This is a genomic window from Bacillus paramobilis, assembly GCF_038096195.1.
In the GTDB taxonomy this organism is placed as follows: domain Bacteria; phylum Bacillota; class Bacilli; order Bacillales; family Bacillaceae_G; genus Bacillus_A; species Bacillus_A mobilis.
Window position 1 is genome coordinate 1123432 of record NZ_CP151108.1, and the last position, 25575, is coordinate 1149006.

At 36.7% G+C, this 25575-nt stretch carries 25 protein-coding genes; all 25 read left to right on the plus strand.

All coding sequences use genetic code 11. The features are described from left to right. The first annotated feature begins 193 nt into the window (after positions 1–193). Positions 194–2017: an elongation factor 4 gene (gene lepA / locus AABL52_RS05855; RefSeq protein WP_001030962.1), complete on the plus strand. Its 1824-nt coding sequence runs from the start codon at positions 194–196 to the stop codon at positions 2015–2017. Positions 2018–2167: 150 nt separating this feature from the next. Continuing rightward, on the plus strand, positions 2168–2542 hold the full coding sequence (locus tag AABL52_RS05860) for a winged helix-turn-helix transcriptional regulator (RefSeq protein WP_001293536.1): 375 nt from the start codon (positions 2168–2170) through the stop codon (positions 2540–2542). A 51-nt stretch (positions 2543–2593) separates the two neighbouring features. After that, positions 2594–3733, plus strand: a complete 1140-nt coding sequence (gene hemW, locus AABL52_RS05865) for a radical SAM family heme chaperone HemW (RefSeq protein WP_341519048.1) — start codon at positions 2594–2596, stop codon at positions 3731–3733. Positions 3734–3866: 133 nt separating this feature from the next. Then, entirely contained in the window at positions 3867–4883 is a 1017-nt protein-coding gene (hrcA, locus tag AABL52_RS05870) for a heat-inducible transcriptional repressor HrcA (RefSeq protein WP_000954946.1), read from the plus strand. A 114-nt stretch (positions 4884–4997) separates the two neighbouring features. Continuing rightward, positions 4998–5564, plus strand: a complete 567-nt coding sequence (grpE, locus tag AABL52_RS05875; RefSeq protein WP_000392717.1) for a nucleotide exchange factor GrpE — start codon at positions 4998–5000, stop codon at positions 5562–5564. A gap of 26 nt (positions 5565–5590) precedes the next feature. Next, positions 5591–7426 carry a chaperone protein DnaK gene (gene dnaK, locus AABL52_RS05880; protein ID WP_000034698.1) on the plus strand — a complete coding sequence of 612 codons (1836 nt, stop codon included), beginning with the start codon at positions 5591–5593 and terminating at the stop codon, positions 7424–7426. Between the two features lie 193 nt (positions 7427–7619). Then, positions 7620–8735, plus strand: coding sequence for a chaperone protein DnaJ (gene dnaJ / locus AABL52_RS05885; RefSeq protein WP_000043954.1), 1116 nt, complete (start codon positions 7620–7622; stop codon positions 8733–8735). Positions 8736–8763: 28 nt separating this feature from the next. Further along, the gene (gene prmA / locus AABL52_RS05890) at positions 8764–9702 is read left to right on the plus strand and encodes a 50S ribosomal protein L11 methyltransferase (RefSeq protein WP_000872119.1); all 939 of its coding nucleotides are present in this window, start codon (positions 8764–8766) and stop codon (positions 9700–9702) included. A gap of 144 nt (positions 9703–9846) precedes the next feature. After that, positions 9847–10596 (plus strand): 16S rRNA (uracil(1498)-N(3))-methyltransferase, encoded by a 750-nt coding sequence (locus AABL52_RS05895; RefSeq protein WP_341519049.1) that lies wholly within the window; start codon positions 9847–9849, stop codon positions 10594–10596. Between the two features lie 6 nt (positions 10597–10602). Continuing rightward, positions 10603–11955, plus strand: coding sequence for a tRNA (N(6)-L-threonylcarbamoyladenosine(37)-C(2))-methylthiotransferase MtaB (mtaB, locus tag AABL52_RS05900; protein WP_341519050.1), 1353 nt, complete (start codon positions 10603–10605; stop codon positions 11953–11955). Positions 11956–12316: 361 nt separating this feature from the next. Next, positions 12317–12490: a 30S ribosomal protein S21 gene (gene rpsU, locus AABL52_RS05905; protein WP_000048061.1), complete on the plus strand. Its 174-nt coding sequence runs from the start codon at positions 12317–12319 to the stop codon at positions 12488–12490. 15 nt (positions 12491–12505) lie between these two features. Continuing rightward, positions 12506–12949, plus strand: coding sequence for a GatB/YqeY domain-containing protein (locus AABL52_RS05910; RefSeq protein WP_000054579.1), 444 nt, complete (start codon positions 12506–12508; stop codon positions 12947–12949). 108 nt (positions 12950–13057) lie between these two features. Beyond that, positions 13058–13351, plus strand: a complete 294-nt coding sequence (gene yqfC, locus AABL52_RS05915) for a sporulation protein YqfC (protein ID WP_000732264.1) — start codon at positions 13058–13060, stop codon at positions 13349–13351. Positions 13352–13529: 178 nt separating this feature from the next. Continuing rightward, the gene (gene yqfD / locus AABL52_RS05920; protein ID WP_341519051.1) at positions 13530–14729 is read left to right on the plus strand and encodes a sporulation protein YqfD; all 1200 of its coding nucleotides are present in this window, start codon (positions 13530–13532) and stop codon (positions 14727–14729) included. A 3-nt stretch (positions 14730–14732) separates the two neighbouring features. Then, a complete protein-coding gene (locus AABL52_RS05925; RefSeq protein WP_000840507.1) occupies positions 14733–15692 on the plus strand; it encodes a PhoH family protein in 960 nt (319 codons plus the stop codon). Between the two features lie 193 nt (positions 15693–15885). Beyond that, positions 15886–18030, plus strand: a complete 2145-nt coding sequence (locus AABL52_RS05930; RefSeq protein WP_000942638.1) for an HD family phosphohydrolase — start codon at positions 15886–15888, stop codon at positions 18028–18030. Continuing rightward, positions 18027–18497, plus strand: coding sequence for an rRNA maturation RNase YbeY (gene ybeY / locus AABL52_RS05935; protein ID WP_000054696.1), 471 nt, complete (start codon positions 18027–18029; stop codon positions 18495–18497). The genes AABL52_RS05930 and ybeY overlap by 4 nt, the downstream gene beginning before the upstream one ends. After that, positions 18494–18847 carry a diacylglycerol kinase family protein gene (locus AABL52_RS05940; protein WP_000715483.1) on the plus strand — a complete coding sequence of 118 codons (354 nt, stop codon included), beginning with the start codon at positions 18494–18496 and terminating at the stop codon, positions 18845–18847. The genes ybeY and AABL52_RS05940 overlap by 4 nt, the downstream gene beginning before the upstream one ends. 99 nt (positions 18848–18946) lie before the next feature. Then, positions 18947–19345 (plus strand): cytidine deaminase, encoded by a 399-nt coding sequence (locus AABL52_RS05945; RefSeq protein WP_001086294.1) that lies wholly within the window; start codon positions 18947–18949, stop codon positions 19343–19345. Then, complete coding sequence (gene era, locus AABL52_RS05950; protein WP_001080235.1) at positions 19338–20243, plus strand: GTPase Era; 906 nt, start codon at positions 19338–19340, stop codon at positions 20241–20243. Before AABL52_RS05945 ends, era begins: the two co-directional genes overlap by 8 nt. Before the next feature lie 176 nt (positions 20244–20419). Beyond that, positions 20420–20563, plus strand: a complete 144-nt coding sequence (locus AABL52_RS05955; RefSeq protein WP_000883924.1) for a YqzL family protein — start codon at positions 20420–20422, stop codon at positions 20561–20563. Positions 20564–20596: 33 nt separating this feature from the next. After that, positions 20597–21343 carry a DNA repair protein RecO gene (gene recO, locus AABL52_RS05960; protein WP_000487012.1) on the plus strand — a complete coding sequence of 249 codons (747 nt, stop codon included), beginning with the start codon at positions 20597–20599 and terminating at the stop codon, positions 21341–21343. Between the two features lie 107 nt (positions 21344–21450). Continuing rightward, on the plus strand, positions 21451–22083 hold the full coding sequence (locus AABL52_RS05965; protein WP_000583755.1) for a helix-turn-helix transcriptional regulator: 633 nt from the start codon (positions 21451–21453) through the stop codon (positions 22081–22083). 29 nt (positions 22084–22112) lie between these two features. After that, positions 22113–22925: a pyruvate, water dikinase regulatory protein gene (locus AABL52_RS05970; protein WP_000368939.1), complete on the plus strand. Its 813-nt coding sequence runs from the start codon at positions 22113–22115 to the stop codon at positions 22923–22925. Between the two features lie 850 nt (positions 22926–23775). Then, positions 23776–25572: a DNA primase gene (gene dnaG, locus AABL52_RS05975; protein WP_000528226.1), complete on the plus strand. Its 1797-nt coding sequence runs from the start codon at positions 23776–23778 to the stop codon at positions 25570–25572. Positions 25573–25575 lie beyond the last annotated feature (3 nt).

Genomic DNA, 25575 nt, shown 5'->3' on the forward strand with positions numbered 1-25575 from the left:
GTTGTCTTACCATTTTGTACGACAGCCGTTTTTTAATTTGAAAAAGGTTTGTCTCTTATGGTTTGTTCGCATAAGATATAGATAGAATGATTTGTATTGTAAGCAGCACGAGTTTTCATTGAATCTTTGCTGCTCTATTGATATAATCAGTGCTAGTGTATATTGGCGAGACTATTAGGAGTTGAGAACATAGATGAACAAAGAAGAAAGAGCAAAAAGACAGTCCAAAATCCGTAATTTCTCTATCATTGCTCATATTGACCACGGAAAATCAACGTTAGCAGACCGTATTTTAGAGAAAACAAACGCGTTAACACAACGTGAAATGAAAGCTCAATTGCTTGACTCTATGGATTTAGAGCGTGAGCGTGGTATTACAATTAAATTAAACGCAGTACAGTTAACGTATAAAGCAAAAGACGGTGAAGAATATATTCTTCACTTAATTGATACACCAGGACACGTCGACTTTACGTACGAAGTATCTCGTAGTTTAGCGGCTTGTGAAGGTGCAATTCTTGTAGTGGATGCAGCGCAAGGTATTGAGGCGCAAACGTTAGCGAACGTATACTTAGCGCTTGATAACAATTTAGAAATTTTACCGGTTATTAATAAAATCGACTTACCAAGTGCAGACCCAGAACGTGTACGTCAAGAGGTAGAAGATGTAATAGGTTTAGATGCATCAGAAGCTGTACTTGCTTCTGCAAAAGCTGGTATTGGTATTGAAGATATTTTAGAACAAATCGTTGAAAAAGTACCAGCACCAACAGGTGATTCAGAAGAGCCGTTACAATGTATGATCTTTGACTCTTTATATGATCCGTACCGTGGTGTAATTGCTTATATCCGTGTTGTAAATGGAACGGTAAAAGTTGGCGATAAAGTACGTATGATGGCAACTGGTAAAGAATTTGAAGTAACAGAAGTAGGTGTATTTACACCGAAGACTACGCAACGTGATGAGTTAACTGTAGGTGATGTAGGATTCTTAGCAGCATCGATTAAAAATGTTGGTGACACACGCGTTGGTGATACGATTACACATGCGAAGCGTCAAGCTGCAGAGCCGTTAGCAGGTTATCGTAAATTAAACCCAATGGTATTCTGTGGTTTATATCCAATTGATTCTGCGCGTTACAACGACTTACGTGATGCGTTAGAAAAATTAGAGTTAAACGATTCTGCACTTGAGTTTGAACCAGAAACATCTCAAGCACTAGGATTTGGTTTCCGTTGTGGATTCTTAGGACTTCTTCACATGGAAATCATTCAAGAACGTATTGAACGTGAATTTAAAATTGACTTAATTACAACAGCGCCAAGCGTTATCTATAAAGTGTATTTAACAAATGGTGAAGATGTAATTGTTGATAATCCATCTAATATGCCAGATCCACAGTCTATCGATCGCGTAGAAGAGCCGTTTGTGAAGGCTTCAATTATGGTTCCGAATGACTATGTTGGAGCTGTAATGGAAATTTGCCAAGGTAAACGTGGAACGTTTATTGATATGCAATATTTAGATGAAACACGTGTTACATTAACATATGAAATCCCATTATCAGAAATCGTATATGATTTCTTCGATCAATTGAAATCAAATACAAAAGGGTATGCATCATTTGATTACGAGTTAATTGGTTATAAACCATCTAAACTTGTGAAAATGGATATTCTTTTAAATAATGAACAAGTGGATGCTTTATCATTTATCGTACACCGTGATTCAGCGTATGACCGTGGTAAAGTAATCGTAGAGAAATTAAAAGAATTAATTCCGAGACAACAGTTCGAAGTGCCAATTCAGGCAACTATCGGAAACAAAGTTGTAGCACGTTCTACAATTAAGGCGATGCGTAAAAACGTACTTGCAAAATGTTACGGTGGTGACATTTCTCGTAAGCGTAAACTTCTTGATAAGCAAAAAGAAGGTAAAAAACGTATGAAGTCTGTTGGTTCTGTAGAAGTACCGCAAGAAGCATTCATGGCTGTACTGAAAATGGATGACAACTAATAATTGATTGTTATTTCATGCGAATTGATATAAGAAAAGAAGTCGTCTATACGGCTTCTTTTTTATGTCATTACTTTTTAGACAACGTAGCTTCTCTCATTTACAATAGTGAGAGAGCTTTTTAGTTTATATAGAGTTAGGAGTTTGTTAATGTCCGAAAATATTCGAAAAGATATTCACGAGAAAATACAAAATGGCAATTTTAATTGTGAAAAGGAATTGACGCTTTCTATTATTAGCGGGAAGTGGAAAGTTGTGATACTGTGGCATCTTGGTGTGGAAGGGCCTCATCGTTTTAGTGAATTGCAACGATTATTCCCAAGCATTTCTCATAAAGTTTTGTCGAATCAATTAAAAGAGTTAATGGAAGATGGGATTGTTGACAGAACAGTATACCCAGAAATTCCTCCGCGAGTGGAGTATTATATGACGGAATTAGGCATGTCGCTTTTACCAATCGTTGAAATGATGTATGATTGGGGAAAAATGCGAATGGAGCAAATTCGTAATACGTTAGAGAAGTAAAGAAGCCTCCCGAGCGCGGAGGTTTTCTTTTTAGAAAGGTAGGAGTTATATTTGGTGCAAGCTGCATATATTCATATTCCGTTTTGTCAGCATATTTGTCACTATTGTGATTTTAATAAAGTATTTATTGAACGCCAACCGGTCGATCAATATTTAGAGTATTTAGAGAAAGAAATAATAAATACAGTCCAAAAGGTACCGTTTGATAGTATGAAAACGATTTTTGTTGGTGGAGGAACTCCGACAGCGTTAAATATGGAGCAGACAAAAAAGTTACTTGATATTATAAACCGTCGCTTACGTCCATTTGCTCCGAATTGTGAATTAACATTTGAAGCGAATCCAGGTGATTTACCGAAAGAGAAGTTAAATGTATTGCTAGAAGGTGGAGTGAACCGAATTAGTTTTGGTGTGCAAACATTTCGAGATGAATTGCTTGAGAAAATTGGGCGCAAGCATACGAGGAAAGATGCGTTTGTAGCAATTAGAGAAGCGCAGGAAGTGGGCTTCAAAAATATAAATGTAGATATTATCTATGCTCTGCCAGGGCAGACGATAGAAGATGTGAAAGAAACGTTAGATATTGCTTTTACGCTCGGTGTACAACATTTCTCGGCCTATTCATTAATTGTGGAACCGAAGACTGTATTTTATAACTTAATGAATAAAGGGAAATTAAGACTTCCAGGTGAAGACCATGAAGCGAAAATGTACGAAATGGTAATGGATGAAATGGAGAAACACGGCTATACCCAGTATGAAATTAGCAATTTCTCAAAAGGTAATAATGAAAGTAGACATAATCTCACATACTGGAATAATGAAGAGTATTATGGGTTTGGAGCTGGAGCGCATAGTTATGTAAATGGAGAACGTATCCAAAATGTAGGACCGCTCAAGCAATATTTCAATAAAATCGATGAAACTGGATTTCCGTATTTAGATGTTCACGGGGTGACGGAGAAAGAAAGAATGGAAGAAGAGTTATTCTTAGGACTTCGAAAAACAAAAGGTGTATCTAAAATAGGGTTTCAAAAGAAATTTAATATGGAAATGGATCAAGTTTTCGCGAAGCAGTTACAAAACAACGAAGAACAAGGGTTGCTTGAAGAGAGCGATGGATATATTCGTTTAACGCGAAAAGGAAAATTATTAGGGAATGAAGTATTCCAATCATTTTTGATTGACTAATTAAATGTTCCATTAACGTGAAAAAGTTTCATTATTTCGTGACGTTTCCGTTGACAATTGAATGTCAATTTTGGTAAGTTATTAATAGATTTAGCACTCGAAGACAAAGAGTGCTAACAGAGGTGATGATGAGATGCTTACGGAACGTCAGCTCTTAATTTTACAAACAATTATTGATGACTTTATTGGATCAGCGCAACCTGTTGGGTCGAGGACGTTGGCTAAGAAAGATGAAATTACGTTTAGTTCAGCTACTATTCGAAATGAAATGGCTGATTTAGAAGAACTAGGATTTATTGAAAAAACGCATAGTTCTTCAGGACGTGTTCCTTCTGAAAAAGGATATCGTTTTTATGTAGACCATCTTTTAGCGCCGCAAAACTTACCGAACGATGAAATTGTACAAATTAAAGATTTATTTGCTGAAAGAATTTTTGAAGCGGAAAAGATTGCACAGCAATCGGCTCAAATTTTATCAGAGCTTACGAATTATACGGCCATTGTTCTTGGACCGAAGTTAAGCACAAATAAACTAAAAAACGTACAAATTGTACCGCTTGATCGTCAAACTGCAGTCGCAATTATTGTAACGGATACAGGGCATGTACAAAGCAAAACGATTACCGTTCCGGAATCTGTTGATTTATCAGATTTAGAAAAAATGGTTAATATTTTAAATGAAAAGCTGTCGGGCGTACCAATGGCAGAACTGCATAACAAAATCTTTAAAGAGATTGTTACAGTTTTACGTGGGTATGTTCATAATTACGATAGTGCAATAAAAATGTTAGATGGTACATTTCAAGTTCCTTTATCGGAAAAGATATACTTTGGAGGAAAAGCAAATATGCTTTCGCAACCAGAGTTCCATGACATTCACAAAGTAAGATCCTTACTGACGATGATTGATAATGAAGCCGAGTTTTATGACATTTTGCGTCATAAACAAGTAGGTATTCAAGTGAAAATTGGTAGGGAAAACTCTGCGACGGCCATGGAAGATTGTAGTTTAATTTCTGCAACCTATTCGATTGGAGAAGAGCAACTTGGAACAATTGCTATTTTAGGTCCGACAAGAATGCAATACTCTCGGGTAATTAGTTTGTTACAGTTATTTACGAGACAATTTACTGATGGACTTAAAAAGTAAATGAGAGTAATACATTCGCTCAAGTAATGAAATTTTCATTGCTGTGTGTAATATATAATGCTTAGGTAATTGTGTTCAGCATAATACCTAATACCTTTTAAGGAGGTGAATATTGTGGAAGAGCGTAACGAACAAGTGGTAGAAGAAGTAAAAGAAGCGCAAGTTGAAGAAGCTGTCACAACAGAAAACAGTGAAAAAACTGTAGAAGAAAAAAGTGAGGCTGCTCTTTTACAAGAAAAAGTAGATGAGTTACAAGCGAAACTAACGGAAACGGAAGGTCGCACATTACGTCTACAAGCTGATTTTGAAAATTATAAGCGTCGTGTCCAAATGGATAAACAGGCTGCTGAAAAATATAGAGCACAAAGTCTAGTTTCAGATATTTTGCCAGCTCTTGATAATTTTGAAAGAGCGATGCAAGTGGAAGCAACTGATGAGCAAACGAAATCCTTGTTACAAGGTATGGAAATGGTGCATCGTCAATTGTTAGAAGCGCTGACTAAAGAAGGTGTTGAAGTGATTGAATCTGTTGGTAAACAGTTCGATCCTAATGAACACCAAGCTATTATGCAAGTGGAAGATAGTGAATTTGAATCAAACGCGGTAGTTGAAGAATTCCAAAAAGGTTATAAACTAAAAGACCGTGTGATTCGCCCGTCAATGGTAAAAGTAAATCAATAATTTACATAAAAGTAGGAGGATTCGCCATGAGTAAAATTATCGGTATTGACTTAGGTACAACAAACTCTTGTGTAGCTGTTATGGAAGGTGGAGAACCAAAGGTTATCCCAAATCCAGAAGGAAACCGTACAACACCTTCTGTTGTAGCTTTCAAAAATGAAGAGCGTCAAGTTGGGGAAGTTGCAAAGCGTCAAGCAATTACAAACCCAAATACAATCATGTCTGTTAAACGTCATATGGGTACAGACTACAAAGTAGAAGTTGAAGGTAAAGATTATACACCTCAAGAAATTTCTGCAATCATTTTACAAAACTTAAAAGCTTCTGCTGAAGCATACTTAGGTGAAACAGTTACGAAAGCTGTTATTACAGTCCCTGCATACTTCAACGATGCAGAACGTCAAGCAACAAAAGATGCTGGTCGTATCGCTGGCTTAGAAGTTGAGCGTATCATTAACGAACCAACAGCAGCAGCGCTTGCTTACGGTTTAGAAAAACAAGATGAAGAGCAAAAAATCTTAGTATATGACTTAGGTGGCGGTACATTTGACGTATCTATCCTTGAGTTAGCAGACGGAACATTCGAAGTTATTTCAACTGCTGGTGACAATCGTCTTGGTGGAGATGACTTTGACCAAGTTATTATTGACCACTTAGTAGCTGAGTTCAAAAAAGAAAATAACATTGATTTAAGCCAAGATAAAATGGCACTTCAACGTTTGAAAGATGCAGCTGAAAAAGCGAAAAAAGATCTTTCTGGCGTAACACAAACACAAATTTCATTACCATTCATTAGTGCTGGAGCTGCTGGTCCATTACACTTAGAATTAACATTAACAAGAGCGAAATTCGAAGAGCTTTCAGCAGGTCTTGTTGAAAGAACGTTAGAGCCAACTCGTCGTGCATTAAAAGACGCTGGTTTTGCTCCAAGCGAATTGGATAAAGTTATCCTTGTTGGTGGATCTACTCGTATTCCAGCTGTACAAGAAGCTATTAAACGTGAAACTGGTAAAGAACCATATAAAGGTGTAAACCCTGATGAAGTTGTAGCGTTAGGTGCTGCAGTTCAAGGTGGCGTACTTACTGGTGATGTAGAAGGCGTACTATTATTAGACGTAACTCCACTTTCTTTAGGTATTGAAACTATGGGTGGTGTGTTCACGAAATTAATCGAGCGTAACACTACAATTCCAACAAGTAAGTCACAAGTATTCTCAACAGCTGCTGATAACCAGCCGGCAGTAGACATTCACGTATTACAAGGTGAGCGTCCAATGTCAGCTGACAACAAAACATTAGGTCGTTTCCAATTAACAGACCTTCCACCAGCACCACGTGGTATTCCACAAATCGAAGTAACATTCGATATTGATGCGAACGGTATTGTTAACGTACGTGCAAAAGACTTAGGAACGAGCAAAGAGCAAGCTATTACAATCCAATCTTCTTCGGGTCTTTCTGATGAAGAAGTAGATCGTATGGTACAAGAAGCAGAAGCAAATGCTGACGCTGACCAAAAACGTAAGGAAGAAGTTGAACTTCGTAACGAAGCTGACCAACTTGTATTCCAAACGGACAAAGTTGTAAAAGATTTAGAAGGTAAGGTGGATGCGGCTGAAGTTGCAAAAGCAACAGAAGCGAAAGAGGCACTACAAGCTGCGATCGAGAAGAACGAGCTTGAGGAAATTCGTGCGAAAAAAGACGCTTTACAAGAAATCGTACAACAATTAAGTGTTAAATTATACGAGCAAGCTCAAGCAGCTGCAGGGCAAGCAGAAGGTGCACAAGGAGCACAAGATGCTGGCGCGAAGAAAGACAATGTAGTAGACGCTGAGTTTGAAGAAGTAAAAGAAGATAAGTAATATAAATAAGTAAGATGACAAAAAGTCAAAGTCAAGCGTGCCTTGGCTTTGGCTTTTTTCATGAATGAGAAGAAAAGTGTGAGGTTCTTAAGTTTTTTACTTTGCATACTGTAAGTGAGGAAACTTTGTTGCAAAGCACTTTCTTTCGGTGTTAAAATTACGTTTATGTGAAAGATTCGGGGGTTGTAAATTTATGAGTAAACGAGACTATTATGAGGTCCTTGGGCTTAGCCAGGGTGCTTCAAAAGATGAAATAAAAAAAGCGTATCGTCGTTTGGCTAAAAAATACCATCCAGACGTAAGTAAAGAAGAAAATGCAATTGAAAAGTTTAAAGAAGTACAAGAAGCATACGAGGTATTAAGCGACGACCAAAAGCGCGCACAATACGATCAATTTGGTCATGCTGGTGCAAATCAAGGTTTCGGTGGCTTTGGCGGCGGAGGAGACTTCGGCGGTGGCTTCGGTTTCGAAGATATCTTTAGTTCGTTCTTTGGCGGCGGTGGCGGTAGACGTCGTGATCCAAATGCTCCGCGTCAAGGTGCTGACTTACAATATCAAGTTACTTTAGAGTTTGAAGAAGCTATTTTTGGTAAAGAATTAAATGTTGAGATTCCAGTAGAAGATCCATGTGATACTTGTAAAGGTAGTGGAGCGAAACCAGGAACTTCAAAAGAAACATGTAAACATTGTTCAGGGTCAGGGCAAGTAAGTGTAGAACAAAATACACCATTTGGTCGTATCGTAAATCGTCAAGCTTGTGGTCATTGTTCAGGAACTGGTCAAATGATTAAAGAGAAATGTACGACATGTCACGGTTCTGGTAAAGTACGTAAACGTAAAAAAATCAACGTTAAAATTCCAGCAGGTATCGATAATGGTCAACAAATCCGTGTATCTGGAAAAGGTGAAGCGGGTGTAAATGGCGGACCGGCAGGAGATTTATATGTTGTTGTTCATGTAAGAAATCATGAATTCTTTGAGCGTGAAGGAGATCACATTATTTGCGAAATGCCATTAACATTTGCGCAAATGGCACTTGGTGCTGAAGTGGAAGTTCCTACTGTTCACGGGAAAGTGAAGCTGAAAATTCCAGCAGGAACACAAACAGGAACAGAATTCCGCTTAAAAGGAAAAGGTGCTCCGAACGTACGTGGATACGGTCAAGGAGATCAATATGTAGTCGTTCGTGTTGTTGTACCGACGAAATTAACTTCACATCAAAAAGAGTTATTACGTGAATTTGCGGGACAAGAAGAGCAGGATGATAGCTTATTTGGAAAGCTTAAACGTGCTTTCAAAGGGGAATAATGGAAATAAAAAATGGAGTTGGTAAATTGTGAAATGGTCAGAAGTTAGTATTCATACAACAGAAGAAGCAGTAGAAGCTGTCTCTCATATTTTACATGAAGCTGGTGCTAGTGGAGTTGCGATTGAGGATCCAGCGGAGTTGACGAAAGAGCGCGAGCAACAATATGGTGAAATTTATGCATTGAACCCAGATGAATATCCGGCGGAAGGTGTATTAATAAAAGCATATTTCCCGCAAACGGATTCTTTACAGGAAACGATTGCGGGTGTAAAATCATCTATTGATATGCTTCCATCTTACGACATCGAAATTGGTACTGGAAATATTACCGTTAACGAAGTCAATGAAGAAGATTGGGCTACTGCTTGGAAAAAATATTACCATCCAGTACAAATTTCTGATACATTCACAATTGTGCCGACGTGGGAAGAGTATACACCAGCTTCTCCGGAAGAAAAAATTATTGAATTAGATCCAGGTATGGCGTTTGGGACAGGAACTCATCCGACAACAACGATGTGTATTCGTGCTTTAGAAAAAACAGTTCAGCCAGGTGATACTATCATTGATGTAGGAACAGGTTCTGGTGTACTTAGTATTGCAGCCGCAAAGTTAGGTGCGTCTTCTGTTCAAGCGTATGATTTAGATCCGGTTGCAGTGGAAAGTGCAGAAATGAATGTACGTTTAAATAAAACAGATGATATCGTGTCTGTTGGGCAAAATAGTCTTTTAGAAGGCATTGAAGGTCCTGTTGATTTAATCGTAGCTAACTTATTAGCAGAAATTATTCTTTTATTCCCTGAGGATGCAGCAAGAGTTGTGAAGTCGGGCGGATTATTTATTACATCGGGCATTATCGCAGCGAAGGAAAAGATAATTTCTGAAGCGCTAGAAAAAGCTGGATTTACAATTGAAGAAGTATTACGAATGGAAGATTGGGTAGCAATTATTGCACGAAATGCGTAATATAGATTTTAGTCTATAATGAAAAGGGGAGTCTCTCACTATAAAGTGAGGGACTTGCCGTTTGTTATATGAAAAATGATAACGTTTCGTTCTTTTCGTAAGTATTGACTTACGAAAGGAACGAAACTCTACTAAGGTGATTATATGCAACGTTATTTTGTAGAAGAGAAATATGTAAATGAGACAAGTATTCGCATTGTAGGTGATGACGTACATCATATCGCAAGAGTGATGCGTATGTCAGCTGGTGATCACATTTATTGCTGTGTAAACGGAAAAACAGCTGTATGTTCAATTGATGAAATTACCAGTGAATTTATTAATACGGCTATTGTAGAATGGGTAGAGGCGTCAAGTGAACTTCCTGTTTTCGTGACGATTGCAAGTGGACTGCCGAAAGGAGACAAGCTAGAGTTAATTTTTCAAAAAGGAACTGAGCTTGGGGCAGCTGCATTCTTACCATTTCAAGCATCTCGCTCTATTGTAAAATGGGATGCGAAAAAAGCTGATAAAAAAGTTGAGCGTTTAAGAAAAATTGTGAAAGAAGCTGCGGAACAATCACATAGAAGTGAAGTTCCAGAAGTACATGCTCCGGCATCATTTAAACAATTGCTTTCGATGAGTGGTGAGTATGATCTTTGTCTTGTTGCTTACGAAGAGGAAGCAAAACAAGGCGAGAAATCTAACTTTGCGAAAGCTTTAACGACGATGAAACCAGGTCAAAAGCTATTGATTGTATTTGGCCCAGAAGGCGGTTTAGCTGAGGAAGAGATTACAACGCTTCGTGAACATAAATTTGTACCATGTAGTTTAGGACCAAGAATTTTAAGAACAGAAACGGCGCCGTTATACGCGTTAAGTGCTGCTTCGTATCATTTTGAATTGATGGGGTGATGATCAATGTCAACTGTTGCGTTCCATACGTTAGGTTGTAAAGTAAACCACTATGAAACAGAAGCCATTTGGCAATTGTTTAAACAAGGTGGATATGAAAGAACTGAATATGAAAAGAAATCTGATGTATACGTTATTAATACGTGTACAGTAACGAATACGGGAGATAAGAAAAGCCGTCAAGTTATTAGACGTGCTGTTCGCCAAAACCCAGATGCGGTTATTTGTGTAACTGGATGTTATGCACAAACATCTCCAGCGGAAATTATGGCGATTCCAGGTGTAGATATTGTAGTTGGTACACAGGATCGTGAAAAGATGTTAGGATACATCGAAGAATTCCGCAAAGAGCGTCAGCCAATTAATGCTGTCCGCAATATTATGAAAACACGTGTATACGAAGAACTGGATGTACCTTATTTCACGGATCGTACACGTGCATCTTTAAAAATACAAGAAGGTTGTAATAACTTCTGTACATTCTGTATTATTCCTTGGGCGCGTGGTTTAATGCGCTCTCGTGATGGGAAAGAAGTTATTAAACAAGCGCAGCAATTAGTAGATGCAGGCTATAAGGAAATCGTATTAACAGGTATTCATACAGGTGGGTACGGTGAAGATATTAAAGATTATAACTTAGCTGGATTACTTCGTGATATGGAAGCGGAAGTAGACGGATTAAAACGTCTTCGTATTTCTTCTATTGAAGCGAGTCAGATTTCAGATGAAGTAATTGAAGTGTTAGATAAGTCTGAAGTAGTTGTACGTCACTTACACATTCCGTTGCAATCTGGATCTAATACAGTATTAAAACGTATGCGTCGTAAGTATACGATGGAATTTTTCCAAGAGCGTTTAGATCGTTTGAAAGAAGCGTTACCAGGTCTTGCAATTACATCGGACGTAATCGTTGGTTTCCCAGGTGAAACAGAAGAAGAATTCATGGAAACATACAATTTCATTAAAGAGAATCGCTTCTCTGAGTTACATGTATTCCCTTATTCAAAGCGTACAGGAACACCTGCAGCGCGTATGGAAGATCAAGTTCCTGAAGATGTGAAGAACGATCGCGTTCACCGTTTAATTGAACTATCTAATCAATTAGCGAAAGAGTATGCGTCACAGTTTGAAGGCGAAGTACTTGAAATCATTCCAGAAGAGCAATTTAAAGAGGGCGACCGCGAAGGGTTATATGTAGGTTATACAGATAACTACTTGAAAATTGTATTTGAAGGATCAGAAGAATTAATTGGTAAACTAGTGAAAGTGAAAATTACGAAAGCTGGTTATCCATATAACGAAGCGCAATTTGTTCGTGTTCTTGAAGATGATGTAAAAAAAGAATCAGCAAGCGCATAAAGTGAAAATTTAATCAGCGGGGTAAAAAAAAGCATGCAAACGGAAAAGATTTGCATGCTTTTTTTTCGTGGAGGAGTTAAGTACTGAAAAGGCAGGTACGTTGAATGAGTAGTTATTTAATGTTTTCTTGTATTAAAAAAGGTGTAAAGATAAAAATATAGTTGTCTTCAGGGGAAAAGGATAATAGCTATCTACATAGCTTTTGAACAGGGAAGGGCATCTATTCTTCTTTTATTCTGCCAAATAGTTGACCTGAAGTGATAAAATGTATTATAATCGTAAAAGACATGCTGAAGAAGGGTTTCTTTTTGCATGCTGAAATTAGTATGTAAGTGTGATGTTTCGGAGGGAGGGAAAGAGAATGTCAAAAACAGTCGTTCGTAAAAACGAGTCTTTGGAGGATGCACTTCGCCGTTTTAAAAGATCGGTTTCTAAAACTGGTACACTTGCTGAAGCAAGAAAGCGCGAGTTTTATGAAAAGCCAAGTGTAAAACGTAAGAAGAAATCTGAAGCGGCAAGAAAGCGTAAATTCTAAGAGAGGGTGTAAGTTATGAGTCTTCTCGGTCGTTTAAACGATGATATGAAACAAGCGATGAAGAATAAACAAAAAGAAAAATTAACCGTTATTCGTATGGTTAAGGCTGCTTTACAAAATGAAGGTATTAAACTGCAACATACTCTTACTGAAGAAGAGGAATTAACAGTTTTAGCTCGTGAAGTAAAACAGTATAAGGACTCCCTCCTTGAATTTAAAAAAGCTGGTCGTGAAGACCTTGTTAATAAACTGCAAAGTGAAATTCAGATTTTAAGCGCATATTTGCCGGAGCAATTAACAGAAGAAGAACTAGCGAATGTAATTAAGCAAGTTATTTCTGAAGTTGGTGCGACTTCTAAAGCAGATATGGGTAAGGTGATGACTGCTGTTATGCCGAAAGTAAAAGGTAAAACAGACGGATCACTTGTGAATAAGTTGGTTATCCAGCTATTAGCATAAAAAAACGTCTCATTTCGTATGAGACGTTTTTTTATGCTTTTTTTCAGTTTGGACGTGATATTACAAGCTCTTTTTTCATACATATGGGATGAGAGGGGGTCTTTTGAGATGAAAAAGTTAGAACAAATGAAGAATTGGTTAACAAAGCAAATAGACCTGCCAGTGGATGTGCTAATGGATCTACCTCGGATCACGCTTGTTGGGCAAGTGCATATCTATATAGAAAATCATCGGGGTTTATTAGTGTTTTCAGATAAAGAAGTAAGATTGTTATTAAAGCACGGTCAATTATTAATTAAAGGGCAATCCTTTATTATTAAAACAATCCTTCCAGAAGAACTTTTACTTGAAGGAATAATTGAGCAAGTGACGTTTTTAGAAAACGAAAAAAAAGAGGAGTGAGGGAAACTTCCATATGTGAAGTTTTTCTTCGTTATTTTCGTGATTCGACCTTACTATTCATTTTATCTCGCTATTTATGGGTGGTAAAACTCTTTATTTCATTTTCGTACGAGCTATTTTGCTAATTAAAGCGAAAAAAGTAGTGTGTATACTTTTGGAAAGGTAGTGGAGATAGTAGATGAAAAATAAATGGTTTATAAAGTGGCTTGGATATGTAAAAGTACGAATTGAAGGTAGAGGAGCGGAACGGTTTGTTAACGAATGTGTGCGTAGAAAATTATTAGTTTGGGATGTTAAGAAGATTGCTGATGAAACATTAGTTTTTTGTATGTTATTACGAGATGTGAATAAAATAAAACCAATTTATAGAAAAAATGAATGTAAACTATATTTTATTGGGCGTTACGGTTTTCCTTTTTTGAATAAGCGTTTAATTAAAAATAGTGGATTCTTAATTGGTTTTTTAATTTTCTTTTTTGGCATGATTGCATTATCCAATATGGTTTGGAAAATTGAAATTACAGGAGCGAAACCTGAAACAGAATATATATTGATGAAAGAATTGGACAAAATGGGTATTAAAAAAGGGAAATTACAATTCCAGATGCCTAATGTAGAAGATGTACAGCGTCACTTGACAGACAATATTAATGCGATTACTTGGGCGGGACTAGAAATAAGAGGAACGACGTACCATTTTAAAATTGTTGAAAAGAACGAGCCGAAAAAAGAAAAGGAACAAAGGCCGCAAAATTTAGTAGCAAAAAAAGAAGCGATTGTGACAAAAACATTTGTTGAAGTAGGAAAACCAGTTGTCTTGAAAAATGACCATGTCGAAAAAGGGCAGCTTCTCGTATCAGGGATATACGGTAATGAGGAGAGTCCGACAATTGTTTCGGCCCAAGGTATTGTATATGGAGAAACGTGGTACACATCTGAGGTGAATGTGCCACTAAAGACGCAATTTCAAGTATATACTGGCAATGCATATAATGAGCATTACCTTACATTTGGGAGTACGAAAATAAAAATATGGGGATTTCAACATGATAAGTATAAACGCTCTCGTACTGAAAGTGTAAAACACGATGTGAAACTATTTGGTTTTACACTGCCGATTGCGTACGAAAAAGATATCGTGCGAGAAGAGGAAGAAGCGAATCGGGAATATACAGAAAAACAGGCAATGAAAGTAGCGAAAGAGATGGCTGAAAAAGAACTAAAGAAAAAATTGGATGAACATGCTATGATTGTAAGTGATAAGATTTTGAGTAAACAGGTTGAGGCGGATCAACTAAAAGTCACATTGCATTATACTGTGATCGAAAATATTGCAGAGCCACAACCAATATCTGAATCCGATATTCAAGGAGACTGAGTAATGGCAGAACAATTAGTAGAAATGAACCAACAATTGGAAAATACTAACGAAGCAATCGCTCTTTTTGGAGTCAATGATGCTCATTTGAAAGTAATTGAACGGGAACTGAATGTATCGATTATAACTAGAGGTGAAACTGTTCATGCATCTGGAGCAGTTGAAACTGTCACGCTCGTAGAAAAAATCTTACAGCAATTACTTGTTGTTATTCGAAAAGGTGTATCAATTACAGAAAGAGATGTTGCGTATGCAATTCAGCTCGCACAACAAGGAAATATTGCTCAATTTGAAGAGTTATATGAAGAAGAAATCTTTAAAACGGCAAAAGGTAAATCCATTCGTGTAAAAACAATGGGGCAAAGAAGATATATTCATGCAATGAAGAAGAATGATGTTGTATTTGGAATAGGACCTGCTGGGACTGGGAAAACATACTTAGCTGTAGTAATGGCTGTAAGAGCTTTAAAGCAAGGGTATGTAAAGAAAATCATTTTAACGAGACCGGCTGTAGAAGCTGGAGAAAGTTTAGGGTTTTTACCAGGTGATTTGAAAGAGAAAGTAGATCCATATTTACGTCCATTGTATGATGCGTTGCACGATATTCTTGGACAAGAATATACACAGCGTATGATGGAGCGAGGTGTAATTGAAATCGCGCCTCTAGCTTATATGAGAGGGCGTACGCTCGATGATTCATTTGTTATTTTAGATGAAGCGCAAAATACAACGGGTGCACAAATAAAAATGTTTTTAACTAGATTAGGTTTTAGTTCTAAAATGGTTATTACGGGAGACCCTTCACAAGTAGACTTACCAAAAGGGGTAAAATCAGGGCTTTCGCTAGCTTCTAACATTTTATCTGGTGTATCAGGTCTTTCGTTCATTACATTAGAACAAACGGACGTTGTGAGACATCCGCTGGTGCAACGTATTATTGAGGCATATGATAAAATGGAATGATCCTATTTGTCAGGATCATTTCTTTTTGTATTAAGGTTGGCGAACGGCATATTTTTTACTATCATAAAAGATAAGAGAAATAAACTATAGGTACTGGTGTATCAAAATGTTACCTAAAAGTATTGTTGGCTAGAAGAAATGAAAGCTATAAATAGTTTCACTTTATTTCTGGAGAGGAGAAGGTATTGAAATCATGTTAAGAGCTCAAGAAATTTCTAAGTGGTTTCGTAATTTACAACATTCGAAAAAACTAAGTTGGATTTCTTACGTTTTGTTAGGAGCAGTGCTGTTTTTTGCACTTATGAATAATGTAAAACCAGAGCAATTAGATGTTGATATGTATTCTATTGCGAAAAAAACAATTCATTCTCCTATTAAAATTGAAGATAAGGTTATAACGGACAGAAAAAAACAAGAGGCCGCTCAAAAAGTCGGGGATCAATATACATATAGAAGTGAATATAAACAAAATAGAGTAGATATTGTAAATGATGTTTTTGCTAAGGTAAATGAAGTGATTCAAGAGATGAAAGCTGCTGGACCTGAAGAGCAAAAAAAGATGACCGATGCAAATAAATTAGAAAAGTTGAAGAAGAAGTTACCATCTAATTTAACAAAAGAATTATCTGATGAGAATTTATTATACTTTATTAATGCAGAACCGGATCAATTAGAATTAGCAAAGAACGCGGCTCTAACATCTGTTAGTGTTATTATGGGTGGAAATATTAAAATGTCCGAAGAAATAGCAGCAAAAGAGCGATTTGTTAATGAAATGAAAAGCCTCAATGTGAATAGTGGATTGAAGGAAGCTGTGAATGCGCTAGGATCATATGCGATTACAGCCAATTATTTTTATGATCCGGCTGTAACGAAAGAGAAGAAGAAAGCGGAAGAAGATCTAGTTCCACCTGTTTATATTCTTCAAGGACAAGTTATTGTTAGAGAAGGTGAAACAATTTCAAGTGATATGTATAATCAGTTGAAATTAGTCGGTTTATTAGAGAAAGGTAATAGTTTTCAGCCTTATGTTGGATTAGCGGTGCTCATTGGTGTGTTACTGTACTTTATGCATAAGCAGTTTGAAGTATTTTTACAGCGTAAAAGAGAAGACAGACCGTACATTTTAGCGTATATTACAATATTGTCTATCACGATTGTTTTAATGAAAATTATTAGTTTGTTTCAAAAGCTTGAATATGCAGGAATTGCGTATGTTGTCCCTGTTGCGATGGGAACAATACTTGTAAAACTAATGATTGGTGATCGATTTGTATTTTTAACAAGTATGATCTTTTCTGTGTGCGGAAGTATTATGTTTAATGAAGGGGTAACAAGTACACTGAATTATAGTGTAGGTATTTATGTGTTACTTAGTTCATTGTCTGTGAGTATTTTCTTACGAGAAAAAAATCGTCGTACGATGATTTTGCAAGCTGGTATACTCGTTTCTATCTTAAATGTAGTCGTCTTGGCGGCGTTATTATTATTACGTAATGGGAATTTTTCACCTCTTGAAATTGGTACGCAATTATTGATGGCTTCCGTTTCAGGAATTATCTCATCTGTTTTAGCTATGGGAATATTACCATATTTAGAAAGTGGACTTGGAATTGTATCAAGCATGAAGCTTATGGAGCTATCAAGTCCGAATCATCCGCTTTTGCGTAGAATTTTGTTAGAAGCGCCAGGAACATATCACCACAGTGTAATGGTAGCAAATCTTTCTGAGGCAGCTTGTGAAGCGGTTGGAGCAAATGGTGTGTTAGCACGTGTAGGGGCATATTATCATGATGTAGGAAAAACAGTACAACCGCAATTCTTTATTGAAAACCAGATGGGAATTGAAAATCCACATGATAAATTAGATCCTGTGACGAGTAAAGATATTATCATTGCTCATGTAACAGATGGAGTCAGAATGCTCGAAGAATACCATATTCCGCAAGAAATTATCGATATTGCGGGACAACACCATGGTACAACATTACTTAAATATTTTTATTATAAGGCGATTAAAGAAGATAAAGAAAAATATACAGAAGAGATGTTCCGCTATCCGGGATCAAAAGCGACTTCTAAAGAGTCGGCAATTGTTGGTATTGCTGATAGTGTTGAGGCGGCGGTACGTTCTATGAATCACCCAACGCCAGATCAAATAAATAATTTAGTACAAAGTATTATTAAAGATCGCTTGCAAGATGGGCAATTTAGTGAATGTGATTTGACGTTTAAGGAACTACAAATCGTTGGAAAAACGTTATGTGAAACGTTAAATGGTATTTTCCATTCGCGTATTACATATCCGGAACTACCGGAAGAGAAGGAGAAAGAATGAGTTTATTAATTGATTTCATTGATGAAACAGAATATGTGAAAGAAGAATATGTGAATTTAATTCGTGAGATATTAGAAAAAGCAGCTCAAATGGAAAAAATAGAAGATGGTGCGGAGTTATCAGTGACATTTGTAGATAACGAACGCATTCGCGAGATTAATCGTGATTACCGAGATAAGGATCAGCCTACGGATGTCATTTCCTTTGCTATGGAAGAAATGGGAGAAGGAGAAATGGAGATTGTAGGTGCAGAGATGCCTCGTATGTTAGGTGACCTTATTATTTCTATTCCGAGAGCGAAAGAACAAGCTGAAGAGTATGGACATTCTTTTGATCGTGAACTTGGCTTTTTAGCGTTACATGGCTTTTTACATTTACTTGGTTATGACCACATGACAGAAGAGGATGAAAAAGAAATGTTTGGAAGACAAAAAGAAATTTTAGAGGCATTTGGATTAGGTCGATGAAAAAAGGAAAACTTATAAATAGTTTTGGATATGCTATAGCAGGTATATTCTTTTGTCTTCGTCATGAACGAAATATGAAAATTCATTATTTAGCCGCAGTCATTGTTATATGCTGCGGCTTTTATTTCCATATTACGAAAGTAGAGTGGATGGTATTACTTATTGTAATAGGAATTGTAATGAGTTTAGAGATGGTAAATACGGCTGTGGAAAAAACAGTAGATTTAGCGACTACCGATATACATCCTTTTGCGAAAATTGCAAAGGATGTCGCAGCTGGAGCGGTTTTATTGTTTGCGATAATAGCCGTTATAATTGGTGCTATTATCTTTTTACCGTATGTGGTATAGTTGCATTCCAAAGCTTTTATTAAGCTTTGGAAGTGCCGTAAAGGCCTTTAATCAGAGAGTGTATCTATTCACAGCTGTGGACAGGAAGGATGCGGGAATATGAATAGTAAACAATTAATTCAAGAAGCAATCGAAGCGCGTAAACAAGCGTACGTACCATATTCTAAATTTCAAGTAGGTGCAGCATTATTAACACAGGATGGAAAAGTATATCGTGGATGTAATGTTGAGAATGCATCATATGGCTTATGTAACTGTGCAGAAAGAACAGCTTTATTTAAGGCGGTTTCTGAAGGAGATAAAGAGTTTGTAGCTATTGCGATTGTGGCGGATACAAAGCGCCCAGTACCTCCTTGTGGAGCATGTCGACAAGTTATGGTAGAATTATGTAAACAGGATACGAAAGTATACCTATCAAATTTACATGGTGACGTTCAAGAGACGACAGTTGGAGAATTGTTGCCAGGAGCATTTTTAGCGGAGGATTTACATGAATAGAAAAGGTTATAAATCAGGTTTTGTCTCTATTATTGGCAGACCGAATGTTGGGAAATCTACATTTTTAAATCGTATTATCGGCCAGAAAATTGCCATTATGAGTGACAAGCCACAAACAACTCGTAATAAAATTCAAGGCGTATATACAGAAAATGATTCACAAGTAATTTTCATTGATACACCAGGAATACATAAACCTAAACATAAATTAGGCGACTTCATGGTGAAGATGGCTCAAACGACATTAAAAGAAGTTGATATTGTTCTGTTTATGGTCAATGCAGTTGAAGGATTTGGTCGTGGTGAAGAATTTATCATTGAGAAATTAAAAGAAACGAAACAACCAGTATTTTTAGTAATTAATAAAATCGACCAACTTCATCCAGAGCAATTATTAGAGTTAATTGATCAATACCGCAAACTACATGATTTTGCAGAAATTGTACCGATTTCTGCATTAGACGGTAATAATGTGGACGCTTTAATTGGAACAATTAAAAAGTATTTACCAGAAGGACCACAATACTACCCAGATAATCAAGTAACGGATCATCCAGAGAGATTTATTATTGCAGAGCTTATTCGTGAGAAAGTACTACATTTAACACGTGAAGAAGTGCCGCATTCTGTGGCTGTTGTTATCGATGCAATTCAAAAACGCGAAGGCGGGGCAGTTTATATCAATGCAACGATTGTTGTGGAACGTCCATCGCAAAAAGGGATTATTATCGGAAAACAAGGGAAGATGTTAAAAGAAGTTGGTAAGCGAGCTCGTTTTGATATTGAAGCATTACTTGGTTCTAAAGTATTTTTAGAAGTATGGGTAAAAGTGCAAAAAGATTGGCGTAATAAAATGTCTCAGCTTCGTGACCTTGGTTTCCGCGAAGACGAGTACTAAAATAGAGTAAAGCTGTAATCAGCGGATGTTTTGTTCATCCGCTGATTATTGGTTTTTATGAGTTTTGATAAATTAGGAAAAATTTTTCTCACATGAAAATGGACAAAATGGGTCAATTTAATAACAACAAAGGAAATTGGTTTATAGGCTACGCTTATTGAGAAAGGTGGATTCTTATGCTAGATTTTACCTGGAAGTTTTTCTCCAAAACAGGAAGCATTGAAACGTACTTGCTTTTGAAAGAAATGGAAAAAGACGTAAACGATGAGATGGATCAACATGAAGAGGAGCTAGCGCATCTAGACTCTCCAATTTCTTGACCCGTTTTGTTCAAACCTTGGATGGTGACGAACATGTTTCAAAAAGTTGAGGGCATCGTTATCCGTACGACAGATTACGGAGAAACGAACAAGATTGTTACAATATTCTCAAGAGAATTGGGTAAGGTAAGTGCAATGGCAAGAGGAGCGAAAAAACCGAAAAGTCGGTTGGCATCTGTTTCGCAACTTATGACACATGGTAATTTTCTTATTCAAATGGGATCTGGACTTGGAACTTTACAACAAGGCGAGATTATTTCAACTATGAAAGAAATTCGCGAGGATATATTTTTAACTGCTTATGCATCATTTATTGTTGAGTTAACTGATAAAGCAACAGAAGATAAAAAACATAATCCATATTTATTTGAAATGTTATATCAAACGTTGCATTATATGTGTGAGGGTGTTGATTCAGAAGTATTATCACTAATTTATCAAACGAAAATGCTTCCGGTATTAGGGATGCGCCCGTATTTTGATACATGTGCGATTTGTCATCAAGAAACAGATTTTGTCGCCTTCTCTGTTCGGGAAGGCGGTTTTCTGTGCTCACGTCATGCTGAGCAAGACCAGTATCGTATACCAGTGGGGGAAGCTGTTCATAAATTATTACGTCTTTTCTACCACTTCGATTTACATAGACTTGGCAATGTATCAGTGAAGGATAGCACAAAAAAACAAATGCGTTTAGTATTGAATACATATTATGATGAATATTGCGGGATTTATTTGAAATCAAGACGTTTCTTAGAACAACTTGATAAGTTTCAAATATAATTTTGGGCCGTATACGGTCCTTTTTACATCCTATCTTTTTCAAATAGCATATTTAGTATATAATATTTAAGAGATAGTATAACTTTTTTCGTTGTGCACTGAAGGTGGTGATTATCATAGAGCTGAATAAACGGCAAGAACATATCATTCAGATTGTAAAAGATCACGGTCCTATTACAGGGGAGTCAATTGCTGCGCAATTAGGATTAACACGTGCAACGCTAAGACCAGACTTAGCAATTTTAACGATGGCTGGTTATTTAGAAGCGCGTCCACGCGTAGGTTATTTTTATACGGGTAAAACTGGGGGGCAGCTATTATCTGAAGCTGTTAAGAAAATTAAAGTACAAGATTATCAATCTAGACCGGCTGTAATTGATAAAAATGTATCAGTATACGATGCGATTTGTACGATGTTTTTAGAGGACGTAGGTACATTATTTGTTGTAGATCAATCGACTCTATTAGTTGGTGTTGTATCTCGTAAAGATTTATTACGAGCTAGCCTAGGAAAGCAGGATTTAACCTCTCTTCCGGTTAATATTATCATGACAAGGATGCCAAACATTGCGATGTGTCGTAGAGAAGATTCTTTATATGATATTGCGATGGAATTAATAGAAAGACAGATTGATGCGATGCCAGTTGTAAAAGATACGAAACAAGGTCTAGAAGTGATTGGACGAATTACAAAAACAAATATTACACGTGCGTTTGTAAACTTAGTAAATAACGAATAAGTGTAATTTGTTTAAAGTGAGGTAATGTAATGGATAATAAAATCGTATATGTCGTGTCTGACTCTGTTGGAGAAACGGCTGATTTGGTTGTTCGAGCAGCGATGGGGCAATTCCCATTCGCTCCTGATATTAGACGTGTACCGTATGTAGAAGATACAGGGACATTAAAAGAAGTGATTTCAATTGCTAAGAGCAATCAAGCGCTTATTTGTTTCACGTTAGTAAAGCCTGACATGCGCCAGTATTTAGTGACAGAAGCCGCGAAAGAAGGCGTAGAGGCATATGATATTATCGGTCCTCTTATCGATCAAATTGAAGAAATTACAGGGCAAGTACCAAGATATGAGCCGGGTGTTGTTCGTAGATTAGATGAAGAATACTTTAAAAAGATTGAAGCGATTGAGTTTGCTGTAAAGTATGATGATGGTAGAGACGCACGTGGTATTTTAAAAGCAGATATCGTGTTGATTGGGATTTCACGTACATCAAAAACACCACTTTCTCAATATTTAGCTCATAACAAACGTTTAAAAGTTGCCAATGTACCGCTCGTACCAGAAGTAGATCCACCTGAAGAATTATATCAAGTGGCTAAAGAAAAATGCTTCGGCTTGAAAATTACGCCAGATAAGTTGAATCATATTCGAAAAGAGCGATTGAAATCACTTGGATTAAGTGACGGTGCAACATATGCCAATATTAATCGTATTAAAGAAGAAATTGATCACTTTGAGAATGTAGTCGGTAAAATAGATTGTCAAGTAATTGATGTATCGAATAAAGCGATTGAAGAAACAGCTAACATTATTGTGAATGCAGTGCAAAACCAAAAATTGTTTTAGCACATTTACCAAAGGTGAATGTGCTTTTTTCGCTCATGAAAAACACAATGCCTGTTGATTTCGTAATAGATTATAGCGGAGTGGTTATACTTATATTCTTCTGTCTTTTTATTATGCTAAAGGCAGGGTTTCGTTATCCTGAAATAGAAGATGAAAAAATAAAGGGATATGTAGCGCAGTTGAAGAAAATATATTATAATAAAAAATTGTGATAAAAACCTATATTTTACGTTTAGACTTTAATTTTTCAGAATAAACTAGGGATAGGATTTACGAAAAGACATGTAATTACGTTAAATCGACAAAATCTATACAAGAAAACGCACATTATGGAAGGATTCGCAGAAGGGATGTAGAATACAGAAATATGCAAAACATCAATATCGTATTAGTTGATGCAGATGCATATCCTGTGAATGCTGAAAATTGTGCAAGTTGGAACGAAAGTTCATGTCGAAATTTTGCTTGTCACATCATATGCTCATCGTTTAAGGAAGTAGCAAGAAAAATTGGATCTATGTAGATGCTGAATAGGCTAAAGTTGATTTTTTATATGTATCAACATGCAAAAAACAGATCTCGTGATCACATAGGATATGGTGCTTGCTAGTCTTCTTGTAAAAAAGTGTATATGTATTGTCTCCAGGAGGTACATTTGTAACAGGTGAGCAAATGGATACAATTTTATATAGTAGGTACGTGTCTGCGAAATTACGCAGAAAAGGGCCTGCAAAATCGTTTGATAACGTGATCGACAACACTTTCTAATAAGTTTAGAAAAAATATTGTCGAATTATAAAGGAATTTTTTAATTTATATCGAATACAAAATACGACACGGAGATGGATTTATGGGGAACAGAATTCCCGAAGAAGTTGTTGAACAGATTCGGACGTCATCGGATATTGTAGAAGTGATTGGTGAATACGTTCAACTTAGAAAACAGGGACGTAACTATTTCGGCCTTTGTCCATTTCATGGTGAGAATTCTCCTTCATTCTCTGTTTCATCGGATAAGCAAATTTTTCATTGCTTCGGATGTGGAGAAGGTGGAAATGTATTTTCCTTTCTAATGAAAATGGAAGGATTGGCTTTTACTGAAGCTGTTCAAAAGCTAGGTGAAAGAAATGGAATTGCGGTTGCAGAGTATACATCAGGGCAAGGACAACAAGAGGACATATCTGATGACACTGTCATCATGCAACAGGCTCATGAACTTTTGAAAAAGTATTATCATCATTTATTAGTAAATACAGAAGAAGGAAATGAAGCACTTTCGTATTTGTTACAACGTGGTATTACGAAAGAGATGATTGAGAAGTTTGAAATTGGTTATGCGTCACCTGCTTGGGATGCAGCAACGAAAATTTTACAAAAAAGAGGTTTATCGCTGTCTAGTATGGAACAAGCTGGTCTTCTCATAAGAAGCGAGAAGGATGGTAGTCATTATGATCGCTTCCGTGGAAGGGTTATGTTTCCAATCTATACGTTACAAGGTAAAGTGATAGCGTTTAGTGGAAGGGCGCTAGGAGATGATACTCCGAAATATTTAAATAGCCCTGAAACACCAATTTTTCATAAAAGTAAATTGTTGTATAACTTCCACCAAGCGAGGCCGTTTATTAGAAAACGTGGGCAAGTGGTCCTTTTTGAAGGGTATGCCGACGTACTAGCTGCGGTAAAAAGTGGTGTGGAAGAAGCTGTTGCGACAATGGGAACAGCTTTAACTGAAGAACAAGCAAAACTTCTGCGACGTAACGTTGAAACTGTTGTTCTTTGCTATGATGGTGATAAAGCAGGGCGAGAAGCAACGATGAAAGCAGGGCAATTATTGCTAAAAGTTGGTTGCCAAGTGAAAGTTACATCCTTGCCAGATAAGCTTGACCCTGATGAATATGTGCAACAATATGGGACAACTGCTTTTGAAAATCTTGTGAAATCAAGTATAAGTTTTGTTGGTTTTAAAATAAATTATTTGCGTTTAGGGAAAAATTTGCAAGATGAGTCTGGCAAAGAAGAATATGTGAAAAGTGTTTTAAAAGAGTTATCGTTGCTACAGGATGCGATGCAGGCAGAATCATATTTGAAGTCATTATCGCAAGAATTTTCGTATTCAATGGAAACACTTTTGAATCAATTGCACCAATATCGCAAAGAACAAAAGGTACAGCAAAAACAAGTAAAGCAGGTTTCTAAGCCGTCTCAAATTGTTCAAACAAAACCGAAGTTAACAGGTTTTGAAAGGGCAGAAAGAGAAATTATTTACCATATGTTGCAAAGTCCAGAAGTGGCTGTTCGTATGGAATCCCACATAGAAGATTTTCACACAGAAGAACATAAAGGGATTTTATATGAACTATACGCATATTATGAAAAGGGAAATGAACCTTCAGTCGGAACATTTTTAAGTTGGCTCTCTGATGAGAAGTTGAAAAATATTATCACTGATATTTCGACGGATGAATTTATTAATCCAGAATACACAGAAGAAGTGTTACAAGGCCATTTGGAGACGCTTAGACGTCATCAAGAAAAACTTGAAAAGACGGAGATCATCTTTAAGATAAAACAAATGGAAAAAACAGATCCTGTAGAGGCTGCTAAATATTATGTAGCATATTTACAAAATCAAAAAGCGAGAAAATAGCTT